The sequence below is a fragment of the Microcella humidisoli genome, assembly GCF_024362325.1.
In the GTDB taxonomy this organism is placed as follows: Bacteria; Actinomycetota; Actinomycetes; order Actinomycetales; family Microbacteriaceae; genus Microcella; species Microcella humidisoli.
The window spans coordinates 179,047-196,778 of sequence record NZ_CP101497.1 but is presented as its reverse complement, the minus strand read 5'-3'; the positions used below and the strand labels follow the sequence as shown (position 1 = coordinate 196,778).

At 72.4% G+C, this 17,732-nt stretch carries 17 protein-coding genes; 5 read left to right on the top strand and 12 right to left on the bottom strand.

Annotated elements, in window-relative coordinates; all coding sequences use genetic code 11:
• Positions 1–103: 103 nt before the first annotated feature.
• The gene (locus tag NNL39_RS00855) at positions 104–1,303 is read left to right on the top strand and encodes an MFS transporter (RefSeq protein WP_255160970.1); all 1,200 of its coding nucleotides are present in this window, start codon (positions 104–106) and stop codon (positions 1,301–1,303) included.
• A 24-nt stretch (positions 1,304–1,327) separates the two neighbouring features.
• Here NNL39_RS00855 and NNL39_RS00850 read toward each other — a convergent pair whose 3' ends face one another.
• The 7 genes from NNL39_RS00850 to NNL39_RS00820 all read right to left on the bottom strand — a co-directional run bounded on the left by NNL39_RS00850 (position 1,328) and on the right by NNL39_RS00820 (position 9,247).
• The gene (locus NNL39_RS00850; protein WP_255159833.1) at positions 1,328–1,999 is read right to left on the bottom strand and encodes a response regulator; all 672 of its coding nucleotides are present in this window, start codon (positions 1,997–1,999) and stop codon (positions 1,328–1,330) included.
• A 34-nt stretch (positions 2,000–2,033) separates the two neighbouring features.
• Positions 2,034–3,290 carry a hypothetical protein gene (locus NNL39_RS00845; RefSeq protein WP_255159832.1) on the bottom strand — a complete coding sequence of 419 codons (1,257 nt, stop codon included), beginning with the start codon at positions 3,288–3,290 and terminating at the stop codon, positions 2,034–2,036.
• On the bottom strand, positions 3,287–4,450 hold the full coding sequence (locus NNL39_RS00840) for a sensor histidine kinase (RefSeq protein WP_255159831.1): 1,164 nt from the start codon (positions 4,448–4,450) through the stop codon (positions 3,287–3,289). Before NNL39_RS00840 ends, NNL39_RS00845 begins: the two co-directional genes overlap by 4 nt.
• A gap of 35 nt (positions 4,451–4,485) precedes the next feature.
• Positions 4,486–5,394 (bottom strand): hypothetical protein, encoded by a 909-nt coding sequence (locus NNL39_RS00835; protein ID WP_255159830.1) that lies wholly within the window; start codon positions 5,392–5,394, stop codon positions 4,486–4,488.
• A 6-nt stretch (positions 5,395–5,400) separates the two neighbouring features.
• Entirely contained in the window at positions 5,401–6,600 is a 1,200-nt protein-coding gene (gene metX / locus NNL39_RS00830; protein ID WP_255159829.1) for a homoserine O-acetyltransferase MetX, read from the bottom strand.
• A gap of 88 nt (positions 6,601–6,688) precedes the next feature.
• Complete coding sequence (locus NNL39_RS00825; protein WP_407665127.1) at positions 6,689–8,008, bottom strand: bifunctional o-acetylhomoserine/o-acetylserine sulfhydrylase; 1,320 nt, start codon at positions 8,006–8,008, stop codon at positions 6,689–6,691.
• A gap of 117 nt (positions 8,009–8,125) precedes the next feature.
• On the bottom strand, positions 8,126–9,247 hold the full coding sequence (locus NNL39_RS00820) for an acyltransferase family protein (RefSeq protein ID WP_255159827.1): 1,122 nt from the start codon (positions 9,245–9,247) through the stop codon (positions 8,126–8,128).
• 43 nt (positions 9,248–9,290) lie between these two features.
• On the opposite strand from NNL39_RS00820, the gene NNL39_RS00815 reads away from it, so the two are divergent.
• The gene (locus NNL39_RS00815) at positions 9,291–10,070 is read left to right on the top strand and encodes an SDR family oxidoreductase (protein ID WP_255159826.1); all 780 of its coding nucleotides are present in this window, start codon (positions 9,291–9,293) and stop codon (positions 10,068–10,070) included.
• 5 nt (positions 10,071–10,075) lie between these two features.
• On the opposite strand, the gene NNL39_RS00810 is transcribed toward NNL39_RS00815, so the two are convergent.
• Complete coding sequence (locus NNL39_RS00810; RefSeq protein ID WP_255159825.1) at positions 10,076–11,566, bottom strand: MFS transporter; 1,491 nt, start codon at positions 11,564–11,566, stop codon at positions 10,076–10,078.
• 42 nt (positions 11,567–11,608) lie between these two features.
• Here NNL39_RS00810 and NNL39_RS00805 point away from each other — a divergent pair, with 42 nt between their 5' ends.
• Positions 11,609–12,298 (top strand): uracil-DNA glycosylase, encoded by a 690-nt coding sequence (locus NNL39_RS00805; RefSeq protein ID WP_255159824.1) that lies wholly within the window; start codon positions 11,609–11,611, stop codon positions 12,296–12,298.
• A gap of 39 nt (positions 12,299–12,337) precedes the next feature.
• The gene (locus NNL39_RS00800) at positions 12,338–12,925 is read left to right on the top strand and encodes a GNAT family N-acetyltransferase (RefSeq protein WP_255159823.1); all 588 of its coding nucleotides are present in this window, start codon (positions 12,338–12,340) and stop codon (positions 12,923–12,925) included.
• 18 nt (positions 12,926–12,943) lie between these two features.
• Here the strand turns inward: NNL39_RS00800 and NNL39_RS00795 are convergent, their stop codons facing one another.
• A complete protein-coding gene (locus NNL39_RS00795) occupies positions 12,944–13,558 on the bottom strand; it encodes a hypothetical protein (RefSeq protein ID WP_255159822.1) in 615 nt (204 codons plus the stop codon).
• A gap of 184 nt (positions 13,559–13,742) precedes the next feature.
• On the opposite strand from NNL39_RS00795, the gene NNL39_RS00790 reads away from it, so the two are divergent.
• Positions 13,743–15,206 (top strand): amidase, encoded by a 1,464-nt coding sequence (locus NNL39_RS00790; RefSeq protein WP_255159821.1) that lies wholly within the window; start codon positions 13,743–13,745, stop codon positions 15,204–15,206.
• Positions 15,207–15,236: 30 nt separating this feature from the next.
• On the opposite strand, the gene NNL39_RS00785 is transcribed toward NNL39_RS00790, so the two are convergent.
• From NNL39_RS00785 to NNL39_RS00775, 3 genes are read right to left on the bottom strand one after another with little or no spacing between them, the layout of a single operon-like run.
• A complete protein-coding gene (locus tag NNL39_RS00785) occupies positions 15,237–15,812 on the bottom strand; it encodes a hypothetical protein (RefSeq protein ID WP_255159820.1) in 576 nt (191 codons plus the stop codon).
• Positions 15,813–15,854: 42 nt separating this feature from the next.
• The gene (locus NNL39_RS00780; protein WP_322972919.1) at positions 15,855–16,277 is read right to left on the bottom strand and encodes a hypothetical protein; all 423 of its coding nucleotides are present in this window, start codon (positions 16,275–16,277) and stop codon (positions 15,855–15,857) included.
• Positions 16,274–17,731 carry a dihydrolipoyl dehydrogenase family protein gene (locus tag NNL39_RS00775; protein WP_255159819.1) on the bottom strand — a complete coding sequence of 486 codons (1,458 nt, stop codon included), beginning with the start codon at positions 17,729–17,731 and terminating at the stop codon, positions 16,274–16,276. Before NNL39_RS00775 ends, NNL39_RS00780 begins: the two co-directional genes overlap by 4 nt.
• Position 17,732: the final 1 nt, after the last annotated feature.

Below are 17,732 nucleotides of genomic sequence, written 5' to 3'. Positions count from 1 at the left end.
TGTTCCCGTCATCGACGAGGCCAGCGCCGCTGCCTATGCGCGGCAACAGCGCGACCATGACGAGCAGCATCGCCGGGCGCACGGAGGTGCCGAGCGGGGCCCCCTGAGCCGCGCCCGCGTCTACGCCGCGCTCCTCGCGCTCGCGCTCGGCGGCTTCGGCATCGGCTCGACCGAGTTCGTGGCGATGGGGCTGCTGCCCGAGATCGCGCGCGACCTGCTGCCCGGCCTCTACGCCGCCAACACCGAGGAGGCGATCGGCCAGTCGGGCTGGGTCATCACGGCCTATGCGCTGGGCGTCGTCGTCGGCGCCCCGACGATCGCGGCGGTCGCGGGCCGGGTTCCGCGTCGGCGTCTGCTGCTGTGGCTCGCCGCCGCCTTCACCCTCGGCACTGTCGCCTCGGCGACCCTGCCGACCTTCGAGCTGGTCATCGCCGCGCGCTTTCTCGCCGGGCTCCCGCACGGCGCCTACTTCGGCGTCGCGGCGCTCGTCGCTGCGAGTCTCATGGGCCCGGGCAAGCGCGGCCAGGGCGTCGCCCTCGTGCTCAGCGGCCTGACGGTCGCCACCGTCATCGGCGTGCCCCTCATCACGGCCGTCGGCCAGTCCGCGGGCTGGCGCGCCGCCTACCTCGTCGTCGCCGCCCTGTTCGCGGCCACCTTCGTCGCCGTGCGCATCCTCGTGCCCTGGCAGCCCGGTGACGCCAACTCGACGGTGCGTCGCGAACTCGCCGCGTTCGGCAGTCTGCAGGTCTGGGTCGCCGTGGCCGTCGGCGCAATCGGCTTCGGCGGCTTCTTCGCCGTCTACAGCTACATCGCACCCATGGTCACCGACTCGGCGGGGATGCCGGGCGGCGCCGTGCCGTGGGTGCTCGCGAGCACGGGCATCGGCCTCACCATCGGCAACATCATCGGCGGGCGGCTCGCCGACGCGGGCACGGCGCGCGCCATGTTCTTCGGCTTCGCGGGCCTCATCGGCTCGCTCGCGCTGCTCGGGCTCACCGGCACGACGCCGGTCGGCCTCGTCGCCGGCACGTTCCTCGTCGGGTTCACCGCCTCGATCATGTCGCCCGTCATCCAGACGCGGTTGATGGATGTTGCGGGCGACTCCCAGACGCTCGCCGCGGCCCTCAACCACTCGGCCCTCAATGTCGGCAACGCGCTCGGCGCGTTCCTCGGTGGCCTCGTCGTCGCGGCCGGCTGGGGCTACCTGACGCCGGCGTGGGTCGGGCTGCTGCTCGCCCTCGGGGGCGTCGTGCTCGCGACCGTGAGCGTGGCGCTCGAGCGCCGCGCACGGCTCGCGGACTAGCGCCCCGACGGCAGCAGTGCAGGCCTAGAGGCCGCCGCCCCCGCCGGGAGCATCCACGAGGATGCCATCGGAGATGGCCTGCTTGCGCAGCGCGACCTTCGTACCCACATCGATGCCCGCGATGCGGTACTTCTCGCGGATGCGCTTGAGGTAGCTCTTGGCGGTCTCCTCCGAGATGCCGAGCTGGTACGCCACGGTCTTCACGGGCTCGCCGGCCCCGTACAGAGCCATGACCCGGCGCTCTTGCGCGCTGAGCCGAGGCGAGCCGCCGATGTCGGCGGCGTTGAGGGCCAGGTCGAGCTCGGCCGAGATGAACGACTCTCCCGCCCGCGCGGCGCGGATGGCCTCGACGATCATGCCCGCGTCCTCGCTCTTCACGAGGTAGCCGAGGGCGCCGGCGTTGAGCGCCTCGCGCACGACGTTCGGCTCGCTGTAGGTGCTCATGAGCACGACGCGCACGTTCATCGACTTGAGGGTCTGGATCTTGAGCGAGACGGGGATGTTGTCTTTCAGGTCGAGGTCGAGCAGCACGACGTCGACGGGGAAGGCGGGGTGCGAGAGCAGATCGGGCCACGACGCGACCGCGGCCACCATCTCGATGTCGTCGGCCGCCTGACGGATCCACTCGGTGAGCGCTCCGAGCAGCATGCGGTGGTCGTCGACGAGAGCCAGTCGAATGGGCGTGGACTGCGCCATCGCGGTGCCTCCTGGGGTCTCGGGCGGTTCGTGTTCAGAGCGTACGGGCGGCGTCGACCGGGTTGTCGACCGTGCAGTCGAGCTCGACCACGACCGTGCCGCTCGCCGTGCTGTCACTGTAGCGCCCGACCCGGTCGAGGGCCTCCCACACACCGGGGTCGACACGATTCCGTTTCAGCCCCGTGACCTCGACGCGCACGGGGATCACGAGGCGCCCGCCCGCGGGGGAGCGCTGCGGATCGAGCGGGCCGAGCTCGACCGTCACGGCCCGCGTCGGCGAAGCACCCGCCGGGTCGGCGGCCAGCAGCCACAGGGCCGCGAGCAGCGAGTCACGCTGCACGTCATCGAGCAGCCCCGCGAGCGTCGCGGGGTCGCTCACCGTGACGCGCCGCCCCAGATGCTCCGACTCGGTGATCGCGTGGAACAACCACGTTTCGCGCCGACCCTCGATGAGGTGCAGACGCAGCTCGGTCGCGAGCGTCGAGGCCCGCGACGAGTAGACCGCGGGCAGCGGCAGCGGCGCTTCTCCCGTGGCGACGGCCTCGAGCAGCTCCTCGGCATCGAGGTCGAGGCGCGCGAGCTCCTCGCTTGCGAGCATGCCGACCGCGAGGCGCGGGGCGGTCACGGTCGACTGCACGAGAACGCGGTCGAGCTCGCGCTTGAGCATCCGCTCGAAGCCGCTGACCAGCAGCACGCCCGTGATGCCGGGGCCGACCGCGAGGGCGACCGTGACGAGCTGCGAGGGGATCGTGACGGGGGTGAGCGGCGTCGTGAGCAGAATGGCGACGACGAAGGCGACGCCGAGCGCGGAGGTCGCGAGCAACACCTCCCATCGTGATCGCAGCGTCACGATGACGAGCAGCACGAAGCCGGCCGAGACCGAGGCGGTGGCGTGGCGACCGATGTCGCCGAGCGGCGCGATCGCGACGAAGTCGAGCCACACGACGGCGGAGAGCGCCGCGAGGAACACCGCGTAGAGCCAGTCGGGCAGCCGCTCGCCGCTCGCCGAGATCGTGATCGTGAGCCCGAGGAACGTCACCATGAGCAGCAGCCAGGCTCCGGCGACCGGCAGCACCGAGGGGTACTCGTCGATGCGCAGCAGGAAGAGCGCGATGCCGAGCATCGACTGCAGGGCGGCGATGATCGCCACGCCCAGACCGAGAAACCCCGAGCCGAGCGCCGAGGCATGCGTCGAGGTGGGGGTGCCGCGCCGCGTCGACGACCGCGCGCCCGCAGGGCGCACGAGCCCACCGAGGGTCGTCTCGTCGGGAGGTGTGTATCGGGCGCTCACCGCGGCACCTCGAGAATCACGGTCGTGCCGGCACCGGGGGTCGAGAAGACGCGCGCGTTGCCGCCGACGTCGTGCAGGCGGGCGACCACCGACTCGGTGAACCCGAGCCGCTCGGCCGCGACCTCGCTCGGGTCGAAGCCCACCCCGGCGTCGGTGACGACCGCGCGCAGCACGTCATCGCCCTGCGTGATCGTGACGTCGGCCTCGTCGACGCCCGCGTGCCGGCGCACGTTCTCGAGGCACTCGGCGAGCGCGAGCAGGAAGGCGTCGAGCACGTCGCTCGGCAGCAGCACCTGCCCGCTGCCGTGCCAGCGCACCGAGAGCCCCATGCGCAGGAAGCGCTGCTTGACCGACTCGAGCGTCGTGCCGAGCGGCGTCTCGGCGACAGGCTCGAGGCTGTACACGCCCGAGAACTGCGGCATGGGAGTCGAGCCGAGCCGCAGCTGGCGCAGCAGCCGGGCGTCCTCACCCGCCTGCTCGCGCAGCGCAGCGGCGGTGACACCGACGCCCGAGTGGGCGAGCAGCGTGAGCGTGGCGAGCACGGTGTCGTGCAGCAGCCGCGCGCTCTGGCGACGCTGGGCCTCGGTCTCGCTCGCCTGCCGCTCGAGGTGATGGGCGCGCCCGATGTTCTCGATGCGCCGAACCGCCCGCTGCACGCCGACCGTCACCCACAGGCCGATGATGAGCGTGATGACCCAGCCGGCGAGCGTCGCGATCGCCGAGGTCGAGAAGAACGCGCTCGTCGGGCCCGCCGTGGCCACGAGCAGGCTGCTGACGAGAGTGCCGCCCGCCCAGAGCAGCCAGCGTCCGGTGCTCTCGCTGAGCACCATGCCGACGGCGCCGAGCCCGGCGGCGCCGAGCGGGGCGAGCGAGGTCGAGAGCGCGAGCGAGGTCGACTGGCCCCACGGCAGCTGGGCGAGCGCGAGGGCCCCGCAGCCGAGCACGATCGTGAGGGCGACCCAGCCGAGGTGCCCGCTGCGGCCGACCATCACGAGCGACCCGGCCTGCCCGGCGAGCAGGATGAGCACCGAGGGCAGCACGTCGGGGTCGACGACCCCCGGCAGAGACAAGCACACCGCGGCGATGATCACGCCACTGAGCCCGAACGCGCGAGCCGCCGACTGGAGCAGCCGACGCCGCTCCTTCTCGATGAGCTCCATGGCGCTCAGTCTGGCACTCGAACGAGGGACAACCCCTACAGCCCGCACGCGCGTCGGAACGCGTCGTACAGCCCGCCCCGCGTTGCCGCATCGGCGGCGATCGTCACGGTGCCGGGCTCGCCGTCGAGGACGACGTCGATGCGGAAGAGCGTGCCCTGCTTGTCGTCGGCGAGGGCGTGCGCGTCACACCGCGCCGGCGTGAGCAGCAGCGGGATGCTCACCGCCGCCGCGCCGCCCCCCGTGCCGGTCGGCAGGAGCGCCTTCGTCACCCGGGTGCCGTCGCTCGCCTGCACGAGCCCGAACAGCACGGTGTCGCTGAGGCTCACGAGCTCGACCTCGGCCTCGCTGGCGCCGGCTCGCGGGGCGATGTCGAGCAGCAGCCCGATGTGCGCCCCCTCGTCGCGCGTCGCGTCGTGTCGCACCGTGATCCCCACCCGCTCGGCCACGGCGGCCGCGAAGCACTCGGCCGCCACCCACTCGGCCCACTGACCGATGCGGTCGACGGTCGGCACCGCGACCTCGGCGGTGCTGCCGTCGATGAGCTGCACGATGAGCACCGCCTGAGGGGGCTCGGGACCCTCGTCCGGGCACGCTGCGGGAGCGAGGGTGAGGGCGAGGTCGCGGGTGAGGCCGGGGCCGATGACGGTCGTGCGCTCGCGCACGATCGGCTGCTGCAGCGCGGGCGACTCGAGGCGGGCGCCGACGATCGTGAGCGGCACGGCACCGTCGTTGCGCACCGAGAGCTGCATGCCGCCGCGCGCCGGGTCGATGCGCGAGCGGTAGACCTCGGCGGTGACGGCGACGTCGGCGACCGTGACCGGCCCGGGCAGGGCGGCCGAGTCGAGGTCGGAGGGGGCGGCGGGCGAGCATCCGCTCAGCGCCGTCGATGCGACCACGAGCACGGCTGCCACGCGCGAAGCGAGGGGAGCGCGGCGGCGGGGCATGATCGCCTAGTCGGCGAGCAGCGCCGCGATCGGGGGCCCGACGAGGTCGTCCTCGATGAGGAACGCGTCGTGCCCGAAGGGCGAGGAGATGACGATGGCCTCCTCACCGTGGATGGTCGAGGGAAGGTTCGCCGCGAGCACCTGCTGCTGCTCGACGGGGAACAGCCGGTCGCTGTCGATGCCGAGCACGAGCGTGCGCGCGGTGACGCCACGGACCGCCTCGGCGAGCGAGCCGCGACCGCGCGTGATGTCGTGCGAGTTCATCGCCTCGACGAGCGTGATGTAGCTGCCGGCGTCGAAGCGCCGCGTGAACTTGTTGCCGTGGAAGTCGAGGTAGCTCTCGACCGCGAAGCGGCCACCGTGACCGAGCGGGTCGAGCACGCCCTGCCAGGACCGCTCGAAGCGGTCGTTGAGCTCGCTCGGCGAGCGGTAGTTGAGCAGCGCCATGCGCCGCGCGAGCGCGAGCCCGCGGTACGGCCCCTCGGGCTCGTCGTAGTAGTCGCCGTCGCGGAACAGCGGGTCCATGCGGATCGCCTCGAGCTGCACCGAGTTGAGGGCGATCTGGTCGGCGCTCGAGACCGCGGGGGCGGCGAGCACGGCGAGCCGTTCGACCCGTTCGGGATGCTGCACCGCCCACTCGAGCGCGTGCATGCCGCCCATCGACCCGCCGACGATCGCCGCGAACCGCTCGATGCCGAGCGCGTCGGCGAGCATGACCTGCGCCGCCACCTGGTCGCGGATCGTCAGGTAGGGAAACCGCGAGCCCCACTCGGAGCCGTCGGGCGAGAACGACGAGGGGCCCGTCGAGCCCTGGCAGCCGCCGAGCATGTTGGCGGCGATGACGAACCAGCGGTCGGTGTCGATCGCGCGGCCGGGCCCGACGATGCCGCCCCACCAGCCGGCGGTCGCATGCCCCGCCCCCGGTCGGCCGACCACGTGGCTGTCGCCCGTGAGCGCGTGCATGACGAGCACGGCGTTGTCGCGCGCGGCCGACAGGGTGCCCCAGGTCTCGTAGGCGAGGCGCACGTGCGGCAGCCGGGCACCCGACTCGAGCTCGAGCGGCCCGAGCGACTGGAACAGCCGATCGCCCGGATCGTCGCCCTCGCGCCATGCGCCCGTCGTGGGCGGCGTGCCCAGCATCGAGCGCCGATTGGCCTCGGTGATGAATGCCGAGGGCACCGTGTCTTCGCTCGTCTGCCAGTCCATGCTGGTGCCCATTCTGTCGCAGACACGGCCGTGCCCCCGCCGTATGACGACGGGGGCACGGTGAGCGCTGCCGAATGGCTGCCGCGGCTCAGACCGCCGCGTTGGCCGCGACGACCGCGCGCGCGGCCGTGAAGCCCGCCTCGAGGTCGGCGATGATGTCGTCGAGGTTCTCGAGCCCGACCGACAGTCGCACGAGGCCCGGCGTCACGCCGCTCGTCAGCTGCTGCTCGGGGGTGAGCTGCGAGTGCGTCGTCGAGGCCGGGTGGATGATGAGGCTGCGCACGTCGCCGATGTTGGCGACGTGGCTGAAGAGCTCGACGGAGTCGACGAGCGCGCGCCCCGCATCCACGCCGCCCTTCAGCTCGAACGAGAGCACCGCGCCCACGCCCTTCGGCGCGTACTTCTGGCCGGCCGCATACCAGGGGCTCGACGGCAGGCCCGAGTAGCTGACGCTCGCGACATCGGGGTGCGCCTCGAGCCAGTGGGCGACCGCCTCGGCGTTCTGCACGTGGCGCTCGACGCGCAGGCTGAGCGTCTCGATGCCCTGGATGAGCTGCCAGGCGTTGTCGGGCGAGATCGCGGCGCCGATGTCGCGCAGCAGCTGCACGCGCGCCTTGATGATGTAGGCGATGCCATCGCCGAGCACGCCCGTGTAGCTCGCCCCGTGGTACGAGGGGTCGGGCTCGGTGAGGCCGGGGAACTTCTCGGTGTTCTGCGACCAGGCGAACTTTCCGCCGTCGACGATGACGCCGCCGAGCACCGTGCCGTGGCCGCCGAGGAACTTCGTGGCCGAGTGCACGACGATGTCGGCGCCGTGCTCGAGCGGACGGATGAGGAACGGCGTCGCGATCGTGTTGTCGACGATGAGCGGGAGGCCGTGCGCGTGCGCGACCTCGGCGACCGCCGCGATGTCGAGGATGTTGACCTTCGGGTTGCCGATCGTCTCGCCGAACAGCAGCTTCGTGTTCGGGCGGATCGCGGCGGCCCACGCGGCCGCGTCATCCTGGTTCTCGACGAAGGTCACCTCGATGCCGAGCTTCGCGAGCGTGTAGGTGAAGAGGTTGTAGGTGCCGCCGTAGATCGACGACGACGACACGATGTGGTCGCCCGCCTGCGCGATGTTGAGCACGGCGTAGGTCGTCGCGGCCTGGCCCGACGACAGCAGCAGGGCTGCCGTACCGCCCTCGAGCGCGGCGATGCGCTGCTCGACCACGTCTTGCGTGGGGTTCTGGATGCGCGTGTAGATGTTGCCGAACTCGGCGAGCGCGAAGAGGTTCTTGGCGTGCTGCGCGTCATTGAACGTGTAGGCGGTCGTGCGGTACACGGGCGTCGCGCGCGCGTTCGTGACCGGATCGGGCTGAGCGCCCGCGTGGATCTGCAGGGTCTCGAACTTCCAGCTGGCGGTCATGGGGGTCTCCTCGTGGGTCGGTGGTTCGACTCGAACCGTACGACTCCGCGCAGGCGGCGGCAATGCCGGCCGACACACGCCGTAACCTGCCGCCGGGCTCAGTGCTCGTGGCCGGGCTCAGCGCTCCGGGTCGCGGCGCGAGCCCGTCGGGTCGGTGCGCGAGGGCTGGATGCGCAGCGGGCCCGTGCGCGCATCCAGATCGGGGCGGAACAGCCAGCGCGGCCTCGGCTCGACGAGCGGACGGAAGAGCCGTCGAACCGGTGAGCTTGCGAGCGCGATCGTGAGCAGCAGCGAGAACGCCACGAGCGCGACGAGCCACGGCCAGTCGGAGCGCTCATCACCGCCGATGACGCCGCTCTCGCGAATCGGGTAGAGCACGAAGCTGTGCAGCAGGTACACGTACATCGTGGCCTGTCCGAAGGGGGTGATGGCGATCGGGCGCCGCGGCACGAGCACGAGCACCGCCGCCGAAAGCAGGGCCGCGAGCGCGATGAGCCCGAGCCGAACGAGACCCGCCCACCATTCGTCCTGCCCGAGGTCGCGGTACGAGTCCTCGTAGAAGAACCAGAAGCGCAGGTCGATCGCGCGCCACACGTCGATGAATGCGATGAGCACGGCGAGCCAGGCGGCGAGCACGACGACCGCGATCGACCGCACGATCGCGGTCGGCGGGTCGGCGAGCCGCCAGCGGTCGACCACGCCCCACTCGTGCAGCTTCCAGCCGAGCACGAAGAAGGGCAGGATGCCGATCGCGCGCGAGAGCGAGAACGTCGAGTCGACGTTGCCGAAGTAGCCGACACCGACCGAGAGGGCGATCGACCACACGAGCGGCCACCGCACGAGGGCCAGGTACGGCAGCACGAGCCGGAAGATGCCGAGCGCGAGCAGGAACCACAGGGTCCACGACGGCCGGGTCGGGTTGAGGGTCCAGTTGCCCTCGACGATCGCCTGCACCGCCGTCCAGATGGTCTCGAAGATGAAGTACGGCAGCACGATGTCGGTGATGACGCGCCGCATCTGCCGCTCGTTCGGCGGGCCCGGCTTCGAGAAGTAGCCGCTGATGATCGCGAACAGCGGCATGTGGAATGCGTAGATGAACAGGTAGGTCACGAGCGCGGCGTCGGAGTCGGCGATGAGCCGCTGAATCGCGTGCCCCGTCACGACGAGCGCGATGGCGATGAATCGTGTTGTATCCCACAGCGGCACCCGCGGGCGCGCCGAGGTCGATGTAGCCCCCATGCGTCCAGGGTAGTGCGGGCCTCCGGGAAGGTAGCGTGGCCCCATGACCCCCTTGACAGCAGTCGTGACCGGTGCGAGCTCGGGAATCGGGGCGGCGACGGCCCGCCTGCTGCGCGGCCACGGGTGGCGCGTCATCGCCGTCGCGCGCCGCGCCGACCGGCTCGCGGCGCTCGCCGCCGAGACGGGGTGCGAGACCTTCGTGGCCGATCTGACCGATGCCTCGGCGGTGGATGCCCTGCGCGCGCACGTCGCCGCCTCCGGGCCGATCCACGCCATCGTCGCCGTCGCGGGCGGCGCGATCGGCACCGACACGGTCGAGTCGGCCGACGCCGCCGACTGGATGCGCATGTTCGACATCAACGTGCTGAGCGCGCAGCGGGTCATCGCGGCCCTGCTGCCCGCCCTGCGGGCCGGTGCGCGCGAGCGCGGGGTCGGCGACATCCTGGCCATCACGTCGACGGCCGGGCAGATCGCCTACGAGACGGGCGGCGGCTACAACGCCGCCAAGTTCGCGCTGCGCGGCATGATGCACGCGCTGCGATTGGAGCTCGCGGGCGAGCCGCTGCGCGTCATGCAGGTGGCGCCCGGCATGGTGCGCACCGACGAGTTCGCGCTCAATCGCTTCGGCGGGGATGCCGAGAAGGTCGATGCGCTGTACGAGGGCGTCGAGCACCCGCTGACGGCGCACGACATCGCCGAGCTCGTCGTGCATGCGATCGAGGCACCCGCCCACGTCAACGTCGACGAGCTGACCGTGCGCCCGGTGGCGCAGGCCGCCCAGCACAAGCTCATCCGGCGTCCCCTCGCGGTGCGCGAGGACTGAGCCCGCTACCGCGGCGCGTCGATCAGCGCCTCGTCGGCCGCGACGTCGCCGAAGGCGAGCCGCGGCACGAACAGCAGGGAGGCGGCCGCGACGAGCGCGGCTCCGCCGCAGATCGCGAACACGATGAGGTAGCCGAGCAGGCTTGACGCGGTCTCGGTGACGGCCTGGCCCGCGGCGAGCACGAGCACGACGGCGAAGACGGCGCTCGCGAAGGCGCCGCCGATCGTCTTGGTGGTGTTGGTGAGCCCCGTCGCGATGCCGGTCTGCCCGAGCGGCGCGGCGGCGGCCGCGGCGGCGGGCAGGGCCGCGACGAGCGCGCCCGAGCCGATGCCCGCGACGACCATGTTGAGGGTGACCCCCACCGCGGTCGTGTTGTTGACGAGGAACGCCAGGTACCCGAGCCCGACCGTCACCGAGGCGGCGATGAGGGCGAGACGCGGCGTGAACCGGCGGGAGACGACCGGGAAGAGCAGGGCGCCGATGATCATCGCCACGAGGTAGGCGCCGATGATGTACGACCGCTCGGTCGCGTCGAGGCCGAGCCCGAAGCCGTTCGCGGGGTCGGTGCCGGCGAAGGTGCTGAGCGGTGCCTGCGCTCCGAGAATGCTGATGCCGACGAGGCCGGCGGTCAGCTGCACGGGCCACATGCTCGGTTGCCGCAGCACGCGCAGGTCGATCGCCGGGTCGGGGTGCTTCAGCACCCACCGGCCGAAGGGGTACAGCAGCAGAAGGCCGACGACCATGAGCGCGTAGACCCACCACGTGGCGGGGCCGTTGATGCGCAGGAAGGTGAGCCCCGAGGTCACGGTGAGCAGCGCGATCGTCAGCAGGATGAATCCGATCGTGTCGAGGCGGCGCCCTGGCTGGGGGGTCGACTCTGGCACCCCGAAGAGGATCACGAAGAAGGCCGCCGTCACGGCGATGGCGGGGATCATGAGCGTCAGCGTGACGTTCTCGTTGAAGGCCGCGAACACGCGTGCGCCGCCGAGGGCGCCGACGATCGCGCCCGCCTCGAGCGCCACGACGAGGTAGCCCGCCGCGCGCCGCGTCTGCGAGGCGCCCGTGTCGCTGCGGCGGCCGCGGTCGAAGATGAGCGCGACCTCGAGCGGCAGCCAGACGACGTAGAACCCCTGCAGCGCCCACGCCGCGAGGAAGACCCAGAACGAGTCGGCGAACACGAGCCACCAGCTGGCCCCGGCGGTGAGCACGGTCGAGATGAGCAGCACCTTCTTGTGGCCGATCATGTCGCCGAGCTTCGCGAGCACGGGAACGACGAGCGCGCTCAGCAGCAGCTGCGCGGCCTCGAACCAGTTGAAGTCGGCGTCGCGGATGCCGAGGTACTCGACGAGGTCGCTGATGAGGGGCACGTAGTAGCCCTGCAGCACGCCGCTCACGAACTCGACGAAGAACAGGTAGCCGACGAGCCCCATCGTGATGGCCCCGGCCTTCCCGCGCAGAGGGGAGGGGGTGGTCGAGACGCTCGCGGGCTCGGTCATTCCGCGATGCTAGCGCGCGGCGGGGCGCGGTAGCGTGCTCGCATGAGCGAGGCACGGGCGGGCATGGCGCCCGACTGGGCCGCGGCGCTGGAGCCGGTCACCGACCGCATCGACGCCCTCCTGGCCGAGCTGCGCGCCGAGAGCGCAACGGGGTCGCCGTTCCTGCCCGCCGAGCACCTCGTGCTGCGCGCCTTCGCCCGCCCGCTCGGCGACGTGCGCGTCGTCATCGTGGGGCAGGACCCGTACCCGACCCCCGGCCATCCGATCGGGCTGAGCTTCGCCGTCGACGCGGCCGTGCGACCCGTGCCGCGCTCGCTCGCGAACGTGTACCGCGAGCTGCACGACGACCTCGGCATCGCGCCGGCCGCGCACGGCGACCTGAGCGCCTGGAGCGACCAGGGTGTGCTGCTGCTCAACCGCGTGCTCACGGTCGCGCCCGGTCGCGCCGGCTCGCACCGGGGGCGCGGCTGGGAGGAAGTCACCGCGTGCGCGCTCCAGGCTCTCGGCGCGCGCGGAGGGCCGCTCGTCGCCGTGCTGTGGGGGCGGGATGCGGCGGACGCGGCGCCGCTTCTGGGTGCCGTTCCCGTCGTCGCGAGCGCGCATCCGAGCCCCCTGTCGGCCCATCGGGGCTTCGTCGGTTCCCGTCCGTTCAGCCGCGTGAACCGGCTGCTCGCCGAGCAGGGTGCCGCGCCGATCGACTGGCGCCTCCCCCCAGCGGCGACCGTAGACTGACGCGGTCGACATCGAGAACGAGGCGCAGAGAGGGGCGGGATGCTCGAGGAAGAGTACGAGCGCCGTCGCACCCTGCCGCCCCACCTGCGCAAGCGCCCCGCGCCCGAGACGCCGTTCGCGTTCAGCGTGCGCGAGGCCGTCGAGCAGGATCTTCCCGACGTTCGCGAGATCTACAACCACTACGTGGCCAACTCGACGGTGACGTTCGACGAGTCACCGTGGACCCTGGCGGCGCTGCGCGAGAAGTTCGCGAAGGTGCGCGAGCTCGGCTACCCCTTCCTCGTCGCGGTCTCCCCGAACGGGGTCGTGCTGGGCTTCGCCTACGTGTACCCGTGGAAGGAGAAGGCCGCCTACCGCTTCACGGTCGAGAACTCGATCTACCTCGGCCCGGCCTCGACGGGCAAGGGGCTCGGCACGGCGCTCATGGGCGAGCTGCTCGACCGCGCGAAGGCCGCGGGCGTCAAGGAGGTCATCGCCGTGATCGCCGATCGCGGTGCCGAGGGCTCGATCGCCCTGCACGAGCGCTACGGCTTCGTGACGACCGGGTCGATGGGGCGCGTCGGCTTCAAGTTCGGCCGATGGCTCGGCGTCGTCATGATGCAGAAGTCGCTCGGCCGGCGCCGGTGAGCGCCTGCTGAGCCGCTGCTACTGGTAGACCTCGCCGGCGACTTCGGTGGCCAGCGTCACGGCCTCCTCGTAGAAGACCTCGCCGCCGAAGGTGCTGATGACGGAGATCCAGCTGTCGTCGGTGATGACGTTGTAGATCGCGGGCACGACGCCCTCGTCGCCCTGCTGGCTGTAGGTGACCGCGCCGTCGTCGGTCGTGGCCTCGTTGAGGCCCTGCGCCGTGAGGTCGTTGACGATGCCCGCACGGTTCGCGGCCGTGATCGGTGCGACGCTGATGAGCAGGCTCGAGAGGTCGACGCCGTCCTCGGCGTAGACGCAGCTGATGCCGCCCGCGAGCTGCTCGGGCGTCGGGTCGAAGAAGTACTCGTCGCCGTAGACGCCGCCCGGGCCGCCCAGCAGCTCGAGGTTCTGCTCGGCGAAGGCGTCGAGGCGCGACTGCGGCAGGATCGTCGTGCAGTCGGCGGGCATGGTGAAGAAGACGGGCTCGGGTTCGGGCTCGGTCGTCTCGACGGCCGTGGGCGTGGGCTCGGGAGCCTCGGGCTCGGCGACCGGCTCGGCCGCGGGAGCGCACGCGGCGAGACCGCCGACGAGGACGAGGACGGCGGTGCCGACGAGCAGGCGCTGCGCGATCATGGTGTTCCTTATCGAGGTGACCGAACCGAGAGGACGGGCGCCCCGAGCGGGCCCCCGGCGGCGAATCTAGCAGTCGATCCCCGGCGTTCTCAGGCCTCAGGACGGCGCAGGGCCCCTCGGGGCGCCCTTCGTTGTCGAATCGATATGCGCCGGGCGCGCAAGCTCGCCGCCGTAGGCTCGCAGGGTGTTCGAACTCCACCACCTCAGCGCGCTCGAGCAGGGGGAGTGGCTGCGTCGCGGCCGCATCAGCCCGCGCGAGCTCGTCGAGCACTACCTGGCGCGCATCGAGCGTCACAACCCGGCGGTGGGCGCCCTGACGGTCGTCGAGGCCGAGCGCGCGCTCGCCCGCGCCGAGGCGCTCGAGGGGCTCGTCGCGCGGTCGGCGCCGCTGTGGGGCATCCCGATCGCCGACAAAGAGCTCGTGCAGCGCGCCGGTCAGCGCACGACCTTCGGCTCGCGCCTGCGCGCCGATCATGTACCCGCCACTGACGACGAGCTCGTGCAGCACCTCGATGCCGCCGGCGCGATCAGCCTCGGGGCGACGGCCGCGCCCGAGTTCGGACTGCCCTCGTACACCGAGAGCCGGGTCGCGCCGCCCGCGCGCACGCCCTACGACCTGCGCCGCGGTGCGGGGGGATCAAGCGGGGGAGCGGCGGCGGCCGTCGCCGCGGGCCTGCTGCCCGTCGCGCCCGGCAGCGACGGCGGCGGCAGCATCCGCATCCCCGCCGCGGCCTGCGGTCTCGTGGGGCTCAAGCCTTCGCGCGGCCGCATTCCCGCGGGCAGCGGGCTCGACCGCCTCGCGGGCCTCGTCGTGCCCGGCCCGATCGCCCGCACGGTCGCCGACGCGGCGCTCATGCTCGATGCGCTCGTCGCCGCGGCGCCCTGGGAGTTCGCCACGCGCGCTCCGATCGATCCACCCCTCGCCTCCGGTCGCGAGCACCCGCACCACGGCCCCCTGCTCGGCGCCGCCGTGCGCGGCGAAGGCCGCTACCAGCTCGGGGTCATGACGACCTCGCCGTGGGACGAGTACGCCGACATCGCCCTGGATGCGGGGGCTCGGTGGGCGCTTGACGAGGCCGTCGCGGCCTTCGCGACGCTGGGGCACGGCATCGACGATCTCGCGCTCGACCCCGAGCCCGACTACGCGCGCCACTTCCGCACCGTCTGGATGGCGAGCGCCGCGGGCATTCCCGCCCGCACGGCCGACGAGCTCGCATTGCTCGAACCGCTCACCGCCTGGCTCGTCGGTCAGGGTCGAGCGCTGTCGGCCGAGACGCTCGCCGAATCGCTCGCGTGGTTGAGCGGCTTCGAGCGCCGGGTCATTCGCCGGCTGGCGAGCGTCGACGCCGTGCTCACGCCCGCGCTCGCAATGACCCCGCGCCCACTCGGCTGGTACGACGCCGAGGATGCTGAGCGCAACTTCACGCAGCAGGTGCAGTACACGCCGTACACGAGCTTCGTCAACGTGGCCGGGCTGCCCGCGCTGACCCTGCCGGTGGGGCTCACGCCGCCGACCTCGGAGGAGCCGGGGCTGCCCATGGGCGTGCAGCTCATCGGCCGGCCCGGCGGCGAGGCCACCCTGCTCGCGCTGGGCGCCCAGTTCGAGCGCGCGCGGCGCGGAGCAAGCATCCACCCGCCGCAGTGGTGAGGCTAGCGCCGTGCAGACGTGCCCGCGCCGCTACGGCAGCAGCTGGGCGAGCGCGTCGCCCGTGAGCGTCGCCGAGTCGCCGCCCGAGAAGTAGCTGCCGACCCAGAACCCGTCGGCGAGGATGTGGGTCTCGTTGTACGAGCCGATCTCGGAGTCGACCTCGATCTCGAACAGCGTGCCATCGACGACGTATCCGGCCGCGGTGAACGCGTCGATGAGCGTCGTGCGCGTGGCCTCGTCGAGCCGGGCGATTGACGTGGTCGAGCCGCTCTCGGTGGCGGGCAGGACCCAGGTGCAGCTCACGCGCTCGGGGATCGCGCTGAGTATGGCCTCGATGTTGTCGTCGGCGGTGCCCCAACCCCCCATGCCCGGCCCGCTGACGTCGCCGAGCGGGCTGCGCCCCTCGCCCGTGAGGCTCGCGACGACCGCGTCGGAGTAGATGGTGTCGCAATCGGGCAGCGCGATCGGCTCCGCCGTCGGAGTGGGCGTGCTGCTCGGGGCGGCGGTCTCGCTCGGCGTGGCGGTCGGCGCCGTGACGGGGGTCGGTGCGCACCCGGCGGCGAGCGCGACAATCAGGGCGGCGGGAACGAGCAGGGTGCGGCGCATGGCGTCAGGCTAGTGCGCGGCGGCGCGGCGGCGCATGAGTAATCACCGGTACCCGCCCTTCTCGAGGCCCGCTTCGACCTCGAAGCGGTTGTGCCGGGCATCCTGCCCCGCCGCGAGGTAGAGCGGGATGAAGGCGAGCCCGTACTTCTTCCACTGCGCGCGGTGCACGGCCTCGTGCTCGAGCACGCTCTCGCGCAGATTGTCGCGCGTGAGGTAGGCGGCGCCGATCGTCGTGCCGCCACGGCCGAACGCCCAGCGGGGCAGCCCTTCGCACACGATGACGCCCCCGCGCCGCGAGACCCGGAATCCGCCCAACAGGGCACCCCACGTGACGCCGACGGCCGTCGCGAACCAGTAGCCCGGCCGCGCGACGACGGGGTGCAGCCCGATCGCGCGCACGGCGCGGGTGCGGGCGAGCCGGTCGACGGCGCGCGCCGCGCGGCCGCGGGCGGGAGGCGCGCTCACGGCCGCCCGTAGCCTTCGAGCAGGCGCAGCCAGATCTCGCTGAGCGTCGGGTACGAGGGCACGGCGTGCCAGAGCCGGGCGAGGGGCACTTCGCCGACGATCGCGATCGTCGCGGCGTGCAGCAGTTCGCCGACGTCGTCGCCGACGATCGTGAACCCCACGATGACGCCGCGATCCTCATCGACGACCATGCGTGCCGTGCCGCGGTAGTCGTCGCCGTGCACGGTCGCGCCGGCGAGCCAGCCGAGCTCGTAGTCGACGACCCGCGTGCGCAGGCCCCGCTGCTCGGCCTGCGCGGCCGTGAGGCCGACGCTCGCGACTTCGGGGCTCGTGAAGGTCACCTGCGGCACGGCGTCGTGGTCGGCTGTCGCGACATGGGCGCCCCACGGGGCGTCGTCGATGGATGCTGTGCTCGCGCGCGCCGCGATCACGTCGCCCGCCGCCCGGGCCTGGTACTTGCCCTGGTGCGTGAGCAGTGCCCGGTGGTTGACGTCACCGACGGCGTAGAGCCAGTCGACTCCCCGCACCCGCAGGGTGTCGTCGACCTCGAGCCAGCTGCCGGGCTCGAGCCCGATGGTCTCGAGCCCGAGGTCGCCCGTGACGGGGGCGCGTCCCGTCGCGACGACGATCTCGTCGACCTCGAGCACCCGGCCGTCCGGGAGCGCGATCGTGACGGAGCCGTCGGCCGCACGGTCGACGCGGTCGGGGCTCGTTCCGAGCAGCACCTCGGCGCCGTCGGCGCGCAAGCGCTCGGCCACGGCCTCGCCCGCGAACGCCTCCACACCCGCGAGCAGGCCGCTGCGCGCGATGAGGGTGACCGCGCTGCCGAGGCTCGTGAAGGCCGTCGCCATCTCGCACCCCACCACGCCCCCGCCGATGATGGCGAGCCGGGCCGGCACGGTCTCGGTGCTCGTGATCTCGCGCGAGGTCCACGGCCGGGACTCGGCGAGCCCGGGAATCGGCGGCATCGCCGCGGTCGAGCCCGTGCAGATCGCCACGGCGTGCGCGGCCGTTACCGTGCGGGTTCCGCCGTCTGCCGCCGCGATGACGACGCGGCGCTCGCCGTCGAGCCGTACGTGGCCTCGGGCGAGCGCGATGCCGGTCTTCTGCAGCCACCGCACCTGGCCGGCGTCGTCCCAGTGGCTCGCCACCGCATCGCGGCTCGCGAGCACGGCTGCGGCGTCGACCGTGCCCGTGATCGCTGCGCGGGCACCCGGCACGGCGTGCGCCGCGCGCAGCACGCTCGCCGCCCGCAGCAGCGCCTTTGAGGGCATGCACGCCCAGTACGAGCACTCGCCGCCGACGAGCTCGTTCTCGACGATGAGCACGGTCAACCCGCCCTGCACCGCTCGGTCGGCGACGTTCTCGCCCACCGCTCCGGCGCCGATGACGACGACGTCGTACGTATCGAGTGGGGCGGCGTCGGTCTGGGCGGTCGTCGTGAGCGGGCGCATG

Coding starts and splice junctions, on each gene's coding strand:
- NNL39_RS00815 (WP_255159826.1), top strand. CDS start 9,291: ATGACCCCCTTGACAGCAGTCGTGACCGGTGCGAGCTCGGGAATCGGG.
- NNL39_RS00800 (WP_255159823.1), top strand. CDS start 12,338: ATGCTCGAGGAAGAGTACGAGCGCCGTCGCACCCTGCCGCCCCACCTG.
- NNL39_RS00840 (WP_255159831.1), bottom strand. CDS start 4,450: ATGGAGCTCATCGAGAAGGAGCGGCGTCGGCTGCTCCAGTCGGCGGCT.
- NNL39_RS00785 (WP_255159820.1), bottom strand. CDS start 15,812: ATGCGCCGCACCCTGCTCGTTCCCGCCGCCCTGATTGTCGCGCTCGCC.
- NNL39_RS00805 (WP_255159824.1), top strand. CDS start 11,609: ATGAGCGAGGCACGGGCGGGCATGGCGCCCGACTGGGCCGCGGCGCTG.
- NNL39_RS00825 (WP_407665127.1), bottom strand. CDS start 8,008: ATGACCGCCAGCTGGAAGTTCGAGACCCTGCAGATCCACGCGGGCGCT.
- metX (WP_255159829.1), bottom strand. CDS start 6,600: ATGGACTGGCAGACGAGCGAAGACACGGTGCCCTCGGCATTCATCACC.
- NNL39_RS00835 (WP_255159830.1), bottom strand. CDS start 5,394: ATGCCCCGCCGCCGCGCTCCCCTCGCTTCGCGCGTGGCAGCCGTGCTC.
- NNL39_RS00795 (WP_255159822.1), bottom strand. CDS start 13,558: ATGATCGCGCAGCGCCTGCTCGTCGGCACCGCCGTCCTCGTCCTCGTC.
- NNL39_RS00820 (WP_255159827.1), bottom strand. CDS start 9,247: ATGGGGGCTACATCGACCTCGGCGCGCCCGCGGGTGCCGCTGTGGGAT.
- NNL39_RS00775 (WP_255159819.1), bottom strand. CDS start 17,731: ATGCGCCCGCTCACGACGACCGCCCAGACCGACGCCGCCCCACTCGAT.
- NNL39_RS00850 (WP_255159833.1), bottom strand. CDS start 1,999: ATGGCGCAGTCCACGCCCATTCGACTGGCTCTCGTCGACGACCACCGC.
- NNL39_RS00810 (WP_255159825.1), bottom strand. CDS start 11,566: ATGACCGAGCCCGCGAGCGTCTCGACCACCCCCTCCCCTCTGCGCGGG.